Below are 12370 nucleotides of genomic sequence, written 5' to 3' on the forward strand. Positions count from 1 at the left end.
TCTTTCCCTGTTTTAGTCCATTAAATAAGCGTCAATTTTTGTCGCTTGGTTGGCTTGGAATGCTTGCCGTTGTGTGCTCAAAAGAATATCACAAGGTGATGGCGATTTGGGAGCTTTGAATGGGGTATTTGAGTAGAGAGAGAGTATGCGGTAGTCGCATGCGCGGACCACCATTTTTTCAAGTAACGCTAGTTTTTACAGCCGTTTTTATCGCAGGTGATCTTGTCGTGCGTATTCGACCAATGCGAAGGGTTTACCTTCGTATCTATGCCGCAACCCGTTTTTCCGCCTTTTTGCTCTTGATGAAGAATGAGGTTGCCGCTTGGAGGTGAATGTTTAACAGCCATCATCGTTTCCTCTTTTTGGTTTGCAGAATTGGAATATTCATTTTAGTTTAAATTTTGAGCGGGTGGGGCTGCTTTGAGCGAATTGCGGACCAACTAAAGCCCAAGTAGCAGCCCCACAATTGCTCAATTTGAAGCCTTTAATCTAAATTCTAACAAAGGTCTATTCGTTAGAAGGTTCAGCTAAATGTTCTGGGACAAAATACGCTCGGTGCTGATATAGCCAAGAAGGCAATAATGCATGAGCTAGTGCCTCATTACGCAACTGTTGATTGATATTTGGGTCAGCCACAAATTTTCGCTCTTCGAAGTCATAGTGGCCGGTTTTATCCTCTCCAGGAGTTAAAATCGCTACTCCTTTGGGTGTCATCCATGCGTAGTTATTACCAAATTGCATCATGGCACGATTAGCCGGTGGCACGCTATCATTCGAAATATCCTGACCTATCGCCGGGGTCCAAGCTGAAATGCCTGCAAGCGAGATAACCGTGGGCATTAAGTCGATCTGACTGGTAATTTCATTAATCTCTTTGGGTTGAATAGAGCCTCCCAGAATGAGTCCTGGGATGCGGAACTTTTGGATGGGAACTAATTCGTTTCCATAGACGCGCGTATCGTGATCAGCAACAATCAAAAAAATCGTATCTTCCCAGTAATTACTCGTCTTTGCTTTGTCGATAAACTTACCCAGCGCAAAGTCAGCGTATTTGACAGCGTTTTCTACCGTGTTTTTGGGCGTAGAATAGAGCTCGACTTCATCGTCCGGAAACTCGAAGGGTTCGTGGTTTGACGAAGTAAATACCAAGCTAAAAAAGGGCGTATTCTTTTTAGCTAGTTTCTCAAACCTTTTATCAGCGGTGTCAAACAGGTCCTCATCGCTCGCTCCCCAGCTACCGACAAACTTGGGGTTATCAATGTCACTCTGTCCAAGAATAGACTGGAAACCGTTACTTGCGAAAAAGCTCCCCATGTTGTCAAAGTGGGTTTCACCACCATAAAGAAATTCAGTGAAATATCCCTCACGCGACAACAGATCAGCAGCGGTATAAAAATCTTGCTGAGACAATGATAGTTTCACTGTACTCCTTCCCGGAGTGGGTAAGAAGCTGGAAATAACCGCCTCAATACCACGAACTGACCGAGTGCCTGTTGCGTAAAGCTGCTGAAACCACCACCCTTCCTTCCTAAGTTGCTGTAGGTTTGGCGTGACATTAATACCACCGAGATCTTCAACAAAAGTCGCGCCTAGGCTTTCCTCCAAAATAACGACGATATTTTTGGGCTTGTCGAAGGTCCGGGAAGCTTTATTAAAGTGCACTGTGGGGTAATCGTCAGATGGAAATGCCTTGCCTGCTAGGTGTGGCTGGTTTTTAACTGTTTTAAGAATTTTCTCTATACTGGCATCACCGTATATACGAGAGGCATTTTCCTCGTGCCTCATGCTGTAAATTGCGTATTCAAGCGAATAGGCTGAACTGATAACTAAACTATTCACCAAAGCATCCGATGTCACAGCAAAAAATGCTGGGTTCGCCGGGCGATGCGCTAAAGTTGAACGCACGCCGGCAAAAACAAGTACCATCAAAAGCGGCCAAGCAATAAGCGCCCTGCCAGCGTATTGTTTATGACCATAAGGCGCCTGGTTCAGTCGCTTAGCAAGCTTACCGAGTCCGTACAGGCAAATACTCAACACCACCGCGGTCAAAAGTAACCAGATTTTAAACCCTCCCCAAAGGGTACTTAGCACTTCCCGCGGGTACTCTAAATACTCAACAAACAGACGGTTTGGTCGCAAGTCGTATTGCATAACAAAGGCAGGCGTTGAGACCTCCATAAACGTGATATAGGAGATAGCAATAATCAACCACGCGCTTTGAACTGTTTGCCAAGCCCTCACACCCCAGCGATTTAAAAATAATGGCGCGAATAGCAATAATGGTAGCGTCAGATAACCCATCTGAACGACGTCTGCTCTGAGGCCCATTAACATCAAGTAACTGAGCTCTCCTGCCTCAGTTACGCGCTCAAACTGCCATATAAATAATAGTAAGCGACTAACACTCAGGATAATTAGACCCAGCGAAAAACCCGCTATAAGCGTCCGGTATTGGAATAGCGACGACTTCAGTTCTTTTAATAAAGGTGTATTGCTCATTAGTAGCCCAACTTAGCTCTGATAATGAACGCGATACTAAAGAACGAACCTTAAGCTGAACTTAATATTGACTGTTTACTATGCAGTTTTTATTTCTAAAGAGGTGACTATGAAACCAGGAAAAACTGGCATAGCCCGAATCATCGACGCAACGCAGTATTCCATGAAAGGGCTTAGAGCGGCGTGGCGTTTTGAAGCGGCTTTTCGACAAGAGGTACTTTTATTGTTGGTGTTGCTGCCAGTTTTAGTGATAGCAGAGCTTGAGCTTTCAGAGCGGTTGCTACTGCTTATGTCATTGCTTGGTTTACTTATCACAGAGCTACTGAACTCCGCTATTGAAGCAGTTGTCGACCGCATTGGCGCGGAATTTCACGAGCTGAGCGGTCGAGCAAAAGATATCGCGTCGGCTGCAGTGTTCATTGCTATCTGTCAGTTCATCATTGTTTGGGGCGCCGTATTGTGGCCTCTATAAAGCTCAAAACTGTTTGGAAGCGTTGGCTAAGTGTTCTGGCACTTTTCGTTGCCCTAATGGTGATAACGGAATTTCTGGAACTTAAGTTTTTAGTTGCCGACGGGTTATATCAGCTCGAAGGAGGACAGTGGTCTTTACGGCACCATTTTATCACTGAAACGATTCTTCATGACGGTATACGGAAGCTTAATCTCGCATTTGTAGTGTTTGTCCTATTCCTAACCGTGGCTCAGTTCTTACCAACCAAAAGGGACAGCAAGCGGCGCCGGTATGTATTGTTACTCTTATCGGTTTTGTTGTCTTTTGGTTTAGTGAATTACCTTAAGGCTATGCTTGGTATGGACTGTCCTTGGGATTTGCAATTATACGGAGGAGCCAAACCATATATCAGCTTATGGTCGTTCAACGACACTCATTTTGGGTCGGGTCGGTGCTTCCCTTCGGGACATTCAAGTATTGGCTTTGCCTGGATTGCTCTGTACTTTTTCTGGCGTAAAAGCAGACCTTTTCTTGCGAGAGCTTCGCTGACTCTGTCACTTTCTTCCGGCTTTGTACTTGGAGGTGTTCAACAGCTCCGGGGCGCACACTTCTTTATTGATGACATAACAACAGCATTCATCTGTTGGAGCGTTTCTTTATTTATCTTTCATATAGGTGAGCAATATGCAGCGACTGACGCTTAATTTTCCAGCTCTATTAATACTCGTTGCGGCTTGGCTTGCTCTTGGATACACGGGTCCTCTTATGAGTGCGTTGAGTGAATACGGGGTTCATGGGTTCACGCAAGTCAAACTGGTGGTGTTCATTGCTTTTTTCTATACTGTTGCGCTCGCCATCAGCCGATGCGTTAATGCTTTCAAGCCATTCGCAATATTGTTGTTTGTTCTTGCTGCTCCTGCACTTTTTTACATGTCGGAATATGGCATTATCATTGATGCAGATATGATAATTAATGCAATTGAGACCGATACGGCTGAGGCTCGCGACCAACTCTCTGGGAGTTTTTTTGAAACCTTCATAACACTTGGTGTTATCCCTTCGTTATTGCTGGCGTATATAAAACTCCCCCCTTCCAGTACGGCAACAAAAATAAAACAAGGCATTGCAGCGGCGACTTGCTTTTCAGTATTAGCGGTCGGTATCGCTTACACCAGTTATGACGACTTCGCTTCTTTATTTCGCAACCATCGAGATGTGAAGTACAGAGTCGCTCCTTTCAACGTCATATCAGCAACCGTCTCGGCTTTGAAACGAAAATTAGAGACCCCAACTCAATTTATAAGATTAGGGCAAGATGCCTTTCAGGTAAGTACGTCTGAAAAACCGAGAGTCATGGTAATCGTTTTGGGTGAGACAGCGCGAGCGGACCATTTTTCAATCAATAACTATGCTCGGCTGACAACGCCTTCACTGAATGCGCTCATGACATCAGAGCCAATATTCAGCTATAAAAGCGCTACATCGTGTGGAACGGCAACTGCTATTTCAGTGCCGTGCATGTTCAGTTTTTTAACAGCTGATAATTACTCGGATGTTGCTAGAAACTCGAGTAATGTATTAGATGTTTTAGAAACTGCCGGTATTAATGCAACATGGATAGAAAATAACTCTGGCTGCAAAGATGTCTGTAATCGAATTAAAACCGTCAAAATGAGTGAGTCCCGATGTGGGGAGTTGGAATGCTATGATGTAGATATGCTCGAACAACTCAAATCTTGGTTAAGCAATTTGCATCAGGACTCAATTATTGTGCTTCATCAAATGGGAAGTCATGGGCCTGCCTATTACGAACGGTCGCCTAACGAAATGAAACGGTTTTTACCCGAATGCAAAAGTCAAGAGCTGTCGAATTGTTCTGTGGATGAAATTACTAATGCTTATGACAACAGTTTGCTCGTCACCGACCAACTTGTAAGTCAGGTCATAAAGTTATTGAAAAGCCATACTGAACTGGACAGCAGTATGATGTATGTATCTGACCATGGTGAATCACTAGGGAATAACGGTATCTATCTGCATGGCTTGCCTAACTGGATAGCTCCAGAAGAACAACGTCACATACCCTGGATAGTATGGCCATCCGACACATTTAATGTAAGTAAACACGAAACGGGCGCTACTATCAGTCATGATAATTTTTCGCATACGATCCTGGGCTACTTTAATGTTGAAGCCTCTGTTTACAACGAACACCTTGACTTAACTAAACCTGATGGACGGTAAGCACATGCGTTTGCTACTCCTAGAAGATGATAAATATTTGGCTGAAGGAATAATCAAGGGGCTAGGCCGAATGGGATACCTGGTTGAGCTAGCGGCAAACTTGTCTCAAGCTGAGACCGCCCTTAGGACAGATCAATTTGACCTTGCAATATTTGATCTCGGACTGCCCGATGGAAATGCCGTACCACTGATTAAAAAGTTAAGGAAAGCAGGCCAAGAAATCCCGATTCTCGTACTTACAGCGTGGGATGATATTGATACTAAAGTACTGGCATTAAACGAAGGCGCCAACGACTATGTGGTTAAGCCTTTTGAATTACGCGAATTAGAAGCGCGTATTCGAGTGCAGGTTCGCAAAGCAAACCAACACTTAAACGATATTATAACCTGTGGGCAACTGACTATTGACCTATCATCGCAGGAATGCCGTTTTCGTGACAAAACAATTAATTTGACTCGGCTTGAGTGGCTGTTGCTGAAACAGTTAGCGCTGCATAAAGGAAAAATAGTGAGTAAAGAGCAATTAGCGAGTGCGTGCTATGGCTGGGGAGGCGAACATGAGAGTAATTCGCTAGAAGTACACATTCACCATTTACGCAAGAAAATCGATGGTAATCTTATCTCAACGATAAGAGGCCTAGGTTATCGCTTACAAGATGAGTCATCATGAGCCTGTGGTCACTTCGTCGCTCATTGGTTGTTGGCATCAACTTAGCCGTGGTGACTGTACTTGCCGTCACGGCTTGGGCGAGTTACAGAGATATTCTGCATGAGCTGGATGAGGTTTTTGATGCGCAACTTGCTCAGACCGCAAAGTCGCTCGCAACGTTTTATGCGCCCGCTAAAAATAAACTGTCTGTCACTCAAATAATTCCGATATCGCAATATGATGATACCGGAGAGGATAGCTACGCTGAAGAAAAAGGTCCCAGCGGCCATAAATACGAGTCTAAGATTGGCTATCAAATTTACAATGTCGACGGTAATTTGCTGGCTTCAACAAACCAGGCTCAATCATTGAACCTTAAGGGCTTAGAAGCGGGTTACCATACATTAAAGAGTGACAAAAACACGTGGTTTATCTTTAGCTACTTCGAGGAATCCAAAGGCATATGGGTTCATACTTTTCAGCGTCAGGATGTTCGAGGTGAGCTGAGTGGCTACTTGGCCTCAGAGCAACTCTATCCACTATTATTAATGTGGGTTCCAATTAGCCTAATAATACTCCTCATCGTTTATATTGTCCTAAAACCCGTAAACCGTTTTGCTGCAGACCTAAGAGCTAGGGAGTTAAATAATTTGTCGCCAGTTGAGTCCGAACTGCCTAATGAGTTGGTTCCGATCCGGCAAGCACTCAATCGGTTGTTGCATCAAATTAAAATGTTCTCGGAACGCGAAAAGCGGTTTGTCGCTGATGCTTCTCACGAACTGCGCACACCGTTAAGCGCAATCCAAGTACACGCCGAAAATGTCATTTCAGCTGATTCACTTGACGATGCCAAGCACTCTGGCAGGTCCATTTTTAACTCCGTGGAGCGAATGTCACGCCTTGTTAATCAACTGTTGTTGTTGAACCGGCTTGATAGCCTAAACTTTACTGAAAAGTTTGAGGAAGTTGAAATCAGTAAGTTGGTCTCTTTGGCGCTAAATCACTTACCAATCAATAAAGTGGAAAATCACCAATGGCACATTGATGTTTCCTCTATTCGAATAATTTGTGACGAAACTCTTATCGTTAGTGTTTTAACCAACCTGTTGTCCAATGCAATGAAATTTTCGCCGAAAGGTTCGAAAATACAGGTAGTCGCGCTCGAGACTGCTAACAGAGTCATTATCAAGGTTGCTGATGAAGGCAAGGGTGTCCCTAAAGAAACACTTGAGCGGTTGGGGGAGCGCTTCTATCGACTTCAAGAGCATAGTGCTGTATCAGGCGCTGGTTTAGGCCTGTCGATTACACAAAAGATAGTGCAACTGCACCATGGAAAAATTTCATTCAACAACTCATATCCCACGGGGCTTGAAGTGCACATAGAGTTACCTAAGTGAAACCTTGGGAAGTGCTCGTATTTTACTGTTGGTGCCTCTAACAATTAATATCATGAGGTGCTAGCGTCCGCTGTTGGCACAAAGCAGACCAAACCACCCGCTTCATCAAGTTCATCTGGCAGATTCAGAATGTTATCAACCTCGAAGTCGATATTTAAATACTCTCACAGTACTTCGTAGCATATTTATGCGGGTTTTCGTTACTCACATGGTGTCATGTCATTGAGTGGATCGGTAACTTGCGTGCTCAGATTTTCGGTTCTGCCACAGCAGCTAAAGCTTTTCTATGATGTCTTCTTGCATCTGTGACTTAAGGCTCAACTCAGCATACATCTACTTGAGCCGGCGGCTTTGTCGCCATGCTTTGCATGAACTTCAATCAATACTTTAATTATTGTTGCGTCGCTAGCGCCAGCAATCGGCTGGCGTTTTCGCATCATTCTGATCAATACTCATAGCAGCACAATCGGTGTCCAACGCCTGGGCACCTGTGGCTGTGGCCGTAAGCGTATAGGTTTCGGCGCCGATATTGCTGGCACTAAAGCTATAGAACTCGCTGCTGGGGTTGGCGCCGAGATCCGCTATGCTGGCGTAGCTACTATTTCTTAAGCGATATTCTTCTTGCGCGAGCTGTAATTTCAGCAGTTCAGTGATGGCGTCGGCGCGGCGACTTGCTCTAACATAGTCGACGTAGTTGGGGTAGGCGATGCTGCCGAGGATGCCGAGAATAGCAACGACGATCATGAGTTCGATGAGGGTGATGCCGGCCAACGTTTTTTTAACTTGCATTTATTACAACCGTCCATACTATGCTAGGTAAGATACATCATTAGTATTACACTTTTAGGCGAAACGCAATGCAGCGTGGTTTTACTTTATTAGAGCTGTTGGTGACTGTGGCCATTCTCAGCATAGTGCTGGGAATGGGGGTGCCGGCTACGCTCGATTTAGCTCGGTCGCTACGCTTGCAGGGGGCGGCACAGGATACCTATGCCTTGCTGCAGTACGCGCGATCGGATGCATTGGCGACTGGGCAGCAGCGTTTTGTGGTGTGGGACGATGAAGACGGCGCCTGGTGTGCGGCGGTAGCCGACACGGCGGACTGTGATTGTCTGGAAGAAGATTGCGCGATTGATGGCGTACTACGGCAAATCTCCAGTGCTGACTATCATCAAGTAGAACTGCTCAGTAGTACCTTTGCGGCTGGCGAATTTACCGCCTTTGATGGCATGCGAGGCTTGGCTGAAGGCAATGCGGGCACGGTCATTTATCAGTTGAGCGACAGTACCGGGGCGATGGAAAAACAAGTGCAATTGGTGGTGAGCTCGTTGGGGCGCATTCGCTATTGTCAGGTGGGCGATGTGGGGAGTTATCCGGCATGTTAAAACAACGCGGCCTGTCGCTGATTGAACTGATGATTACTATTAGTCTGGGGCTGGTGTTGATGGCTGGCTTGGCGAGTGTGTTCTCAGCCACGCTTGGTACCAATTCAAACAGTTTGCGCTTAAGTCAGTTGCATGAAGAAACCACCGCGGTGATGGATTTACTGGTAGGTGATGTGCGTCGCGCTGGGTATCGAAGCGATGCACACCTGTTAGTGACAGATGCCGAAAATGCTATTACGGCTTTTAATGAATCCGTGCTAGTGAGCGCTCACCCTGATGAAGCAGCAGCATCCTGCTTGTTGTTTGATTATGATGCGGATGCCGATGGCGTGCATGATGGTAACGTGGAGCGATTCGGCTATCGGTTACGAAACGATCAGATTCAGCGCCGCCAAGGCGGTGCCGGTTGTGATGAAAACGGATGGGAAGGTTTAACCAGTCCTGATTTGGTGCGGGTTGAACAACTGCAGTTTGTGCTGACGGAGCGCATGTTGGATGAAGTTACCGAACAGGTCGTGTTTATTGAAGCGCGGTTGAGTGTGCCTAGTGATGCCGCGCTGGATCGCGAGTTTATGACCGAGGTGGTGCTACGTAATGCGTTCTAAGCCAGTGTTGCCACCACAGCTGTTACGATATGGCTACCAAGCTGGCTATGCCACCTTGACGATCTCGGTGATGCTGTTGGCGATTTTGATTTTGGTGACCTTGTACACGGCTCGTTTTAAGGTACAAGAGCAGCGTATTATGCGTAATCATTTAGCCGCGCAAGAGGCCACTATGGTGGCCGATGCAGCGTTAGAGCGAGTTATCAGTGAGCTAGATGATGACAAGACTAACTTGGATCGAACGCTGAGTGGTACGCTAGGTGGCGCCAGTTATACCGCGACCATAAGCAGCCAACGTTTTGACGATACCCTACGTGGGGTGGTGGATATCGTTGATGTGGTGATTTCCACACGTTCGGCTGATGGGCGAGGGCAGCGTACGGTGCGCCAACAACTAGCTGTATTGCCGATCATTCGTTCCGCACCTGATACGCCAGTGGCAGTTCGTGGCTCGATGAACGTCTCTGGTAACTTTAAAGTGGCGGCGAACCCGAACGGCGGTGGTGATGGGGTGCCATTATCTATTTGGACTTCAGGTGATGTGGATATCAACGGTAGTGGCAGCACCTGTGGGCAACAAGAGTTCGAGGAAGGACGCTGTGATTCTAACCCCTTTAGTGAGCGGGGTGACCACGGTGTCGATATTTTAGATAACGACCCGAATTTTCCTGATGACTTGCTGGAGTATTTGTTTGGCGTGCCCTCGTCACAGTGGCAATCACTTAAAGCATCAGCCAGCCAGATTGTGCCTAATTGCAGCAGTCTAGATGCAGACAGCACTGGGTTTATTTGGGTAACAGGCTCTTGTGCCCCTAGAGGCTCTATTGGCAGCCCGGAGAACCCGGTAGCAATAGTGGTTGAAAGTGCCGATGTGCAGATTAACGGCAATGTGGTCATTCATGGCTTGTTGTTTGCGTTTACGCGACCGGATGACTTAAATACGTACGACTTAAAACTCAATGGTGGTGCTCGTATTGAAGGGGCGGTGATGGCAAATCGTGACCCTAAGCTCTCTAACGGGAGTTTGGAAGTACGATACAGCCAAGAAGTACTGACCAATATTGTCACCAACGATAAGTTTCGACGGTTATTTCGCATAGGAGGAAGTTGGCGTGATTTCTAGACAACAACGCGGCTTTACCTTTGTTGAGGTGCTGGTAGCGCTGGTGATTATTGCCGTAGGCGTTACCGGTTTAGTGAGTTTGCAACGTACCTTTACCCAAGGTTCGGTGCGTGCTGCTGAGCGCAGTGCCGCCTTAGAAATCGCCCAGCATCGATTGGAACTGCTTCGCTTTAATGAATACGCCGATATTGTTTCTGGCAGTGCGACTGTGGCTCGCGATGGCAAAGATTATCAAGTGGTGTGGACGGTAAGCCCGCAATATTACCACAATGGCTGGAAAACCAGTGGCGATGTAGGCTTACCCAACCCCTTGCCCAGTGAACCCGATGCCAAGGCGGCTTTGGTACAGGTGAGTTGGACCAGTCGTGGCGGTGAAGCCGATGCTGCTAGTGTCGAAGGCTGGTTAAGTAAATTTAATATGCGTGATGGCGGCTTGGTGATAACCAATCCACCGCCCCGCAGCGAACCCAAGGTGACTTATAACCCGGGCGCAGCGCCTGAGGTTATTGCTATCAAATTAACCGACGATAGCAATGCGACCTTGTTTCAAGTAAAAGAAACGACCCGGCCGACGCCTTCGGTGCTGACCAAAGATGGGCGACGTATGGTGACCTTTGATACGGTGACCTATGACCAAGCCACGCAAACCCAACGCGTCGAAGACTTTGCCACGGTGGAGTGTTTGTGCAAATTTGTGGGGATACAGGATGATGCGGGGCGTACTCCCCAACGGTTGATCTTAAAAGACGACCAATTAACGCTAGACCCCGATGGCGGCAAGTTGGTACGTAAAATGGTGGGGGCTCCAGCGGATACCAATCAACCTGAGCTGTGTGTTGAATGCTGTCGCGACCATCATGACAACGAAGAGATGGTAGCCAGTGGAAACGTCTATCGGGAAGAAAGCGCAGCGGCCCGGTTGCCGAGTGGTGACCATCGACATTTTAGAGCATCGAGTTTTATTTTGGGCACTGGATTAGCCCAAGCTAGTCTCAATGAAAACTATTTGGAAGTATGCCGGATGCGGCGTATTGACGGTTGGTATGAAGTGTATCCCGATTGGGAGATGCAAGCCGTTACTGTCTCCACCTCAGAGTACTTAGTGGATGAAACCAGTAACGAGACCTATGCCAATTATGTGCGCGCGGTGATCCGTGCCTTGGTGTTAGGCGAGGCGCTACCGGCGGCTCCTAATGATCGTGATGCGACGCTGATGAATGGTTCTTATCAGCTGATTGGGCGCGCTATTTATCTAGATAAAATGAGTGATAGCCATCTGCAGGCGGTCATTAGTGCGATTCAGAACGGTGAAGATGATTGGCTCACTAAAGTGCCCTTTTATGAGGTTAACAACACGCTGTTAGGTGATTGGGATTCGTCTAATACTGGCGTGGCCACAGTCACCAATGATGAAATAGAAACTATCGTCGATCCTGATCGTAATTATTACGGAAACTACAGTCGTGGGCGCTTAACCACGGTGGCTGGTGGCACCACCCAGGTTACAATGCTGAGCCAAGGCGGTAATACCGGAATTATCGGGCGACCACCGATTCATGTGCGAGATATTGGCCGTGATATCAGCAGTGCCATGAACATTACCGTAGAAGAGCGTAGCGGCGAGACTACTTATTTTGCTGTCTCGGGTGAGTTCCATTGTTTGTTTAACAAAGTAACTGGTAATACTGCTAGCTGGCAAGACTGTAAGAAAAACGATTACAACGGCTTAACTATTAGCGCGTCTGATTTAAATGTGACCTGTTCTTTTAGTTTTGTGGGCAAATCAGCCACCCCGATTTATTCCTGTAATGGGATTCAGCAGGGTAGCTCATTAAGCATTCAGTTTGGCTCGTCAAATCCGGGCATGGTGTTTACTCCGTCGGTGATTTCGGTATCGAATATTCAGGCTAATGACCCAGGGCAAGATATAGATATTCGTATCAACAACTGATCCAATCCACGGCTAACCTGTGGTACTATCGAGCCAATTTTAATTAACGAGATAGGCCACTAGCTG

General features: G+C 46.7%; 12 protein-coding genes. 9 read left to right on the top strand and 3 right to left on the bottom strand.

Annotation, left to right across the window (positions count from 1 at the left end; translation table 11 throughout):
* Positions 1-188 precede the first annotated feature (188 nt).
* Both ACQ661_RS03100 and ACQ661_RS03105 read right to left on the bottom strand, forming a co-directional pair.
* Positions 189-350, bottom strand: coding sequence for a hypothetical protein (locus ACQ661_RS03100; RefSeq protein WP_431667589.1), 162 nt, complete (start codon positions 348-350; stop codon positions 189-191).
* Between the two features lie 157 nt (positions 351-507).
* Positions 508-2499: an LTA synthase family protein gene (locus ACQ661_RS03105; protein WP_313932523.1), complete on the bottom strand. Its 1992-nt coding sequence runs from the start codon at positions 2497-2499 to the stop codon at positions 508-510.
* 109 nt (positions 2500-2608) lie between these two features.
* Here ACQ661_RS03105 and ACQ661_RS03110 point away from each other — a divergent pair, with 109 nt between their 5' ends.
* The 5 genes from ACQ661_RS03110 to ACQ661_RS03130 are packed head-to-tail and all read left to right on the top strand — an operon-like array spanning position 2609 to position 7240.
* Positions 2609-2971 (top strand): diacylglycerol kinase, encoded by a 363-nt coding sequence (locus tag ACQ661_RS03110; protein WP_431667590.1) that lies wholly within the window; start codon positions 2609-2611, stop codon positions 2969-2971.
* Positions 2959-3654: a phosphatase PAP2 family protein gene (locus ACQ661_RS03115; protein WP_431667592.1), complete on the top strand. Its 696-nt coding sequence runs from the start codon at positions 2959-2961 to the stop codon at positions 3652-3654. Before ACQ661_RS03110 ends, ACQ661_RS03115 begins: the two co-directional genes overlap by 13 nt.
* Positions 3635-5194 (top strand): phosphoethanolamine transferase, encoded by a 1560-nt coding sequence (locus tag ACQ661_RS03120; protein ID WP_313932520.1) that lies wholly within the window; start codon positions 3635-3637, stop codon positions 5192-5194. Before ACQ661_RS03115 ends, ACQ661_RS03120 begins: the two co-directional genes overlap by 20 nt.
* 4 nt (positions 5195-5198) lie before the next feature.
* Entirely contained in the window at positions 5199-5864 is a 666-nt protein-coding gene (locus ACQ661_RS03125) for a response regulator (RefSeq protein WP_431667594.1), read from the top strand.
* A complete protein-coding gene (locus ACQ661_RS03130) occupies positions 5861-7240 on the top strand; it encodes an ATP-binding protein (protein ID WP_153825932.1) in 1380 nt (459 codons plus the stop codon). Before ACQ661_RS03125 ends, ACQ661_RS03130 begins: the two co-directional genes overlap by 4 nt.
* Before the next feature lie 405 nt (positions 7241-7645).
* Here the strand turns inward: ACQ661_RS03130 and ACQ661_RS03135 are convergent, their stop codons facing one another.
* Entirely contained in the window at positions 7646-8029 is a 384-nt protein-coding gene (locus tag ACQ661_RS03135) for a type IV pilin protein (protein WP_110074941.1), read from the bottom strand.
* 68 nt (positions 8030-8097) lie between these two features.
* Between ACQ661_RS03135 and ACQ661_RS03140 the strand changes: the two genes are divergently transcribed.
* The 4 genes from ACQ661_RS03140 to ACQ661_RS03155 are packed head-to-tail and all read left to right on the top strand — an operon-like array spanning position 8098 to position 12304.
* Positions 8098-8625 (top strand): GspH/FimT family pseudopilin, encoded by a 528-nt coding sequence (locus ACQ661_RS03140; protein ID WP_153825930.1) that lies wholly within the window; start codon positions 8098-8100, stop codon positions 8623-8625.
* A complete protein-coding gene (locus ACQ661_RS03145; RefSeq protein WP_110074939.1) occupies positions 8619-9230 on the top strand; it encodes a prepilin-type N-terminal cleavage/methylation domain-containing protein in 612 nt (203 codons plus the stop codon). Before ACQ661_RS03140 ends, ACQ661_RS03145 begins: the two co-directional genes overlap by 7 nt.
* The gene (locus ACQ661_RS03150; protein WP_431667597.1) at positions 9220-10353 is read left to right on the top strand and encodes a pilus assembly PilX N-terminal domain-containing protein; all 1134 of its coding nucleotides are present in this window, start codon (positions 9220-9222) and stop codon (positions 10351-10353) included. Before ACQ661_RS03145 ends, ACQ661_RS03150 begins: the two co-directional genes overlap by 11 nt.
* Entirely contained in the window at positions 10343-12304 is a 1962-nt protein-coding gene (locus tag ACQ661_RS03155; RefSeq protein WP_431667598.1) for a type IV pilus modification PilV family protein, read from the top strand. The genes ACQ661_RS03150 and ACQ661_RS03155 overlap by 11 nt, the downstream gene beginning before the upstream one ends.
* Positions 12305-12370 lie beyond the last annotated feature (66 nt).

Source organism: Pseudidiomarina sp. WS423 (assembly GCF_050750165.1).
Lineage (GTDB): Bacteria > Pseudomonadota > Gammaproteobacteria > Enterobacterales > Alteromonadaceae > Pseudidiomarina > Pseudidiomarina fusca.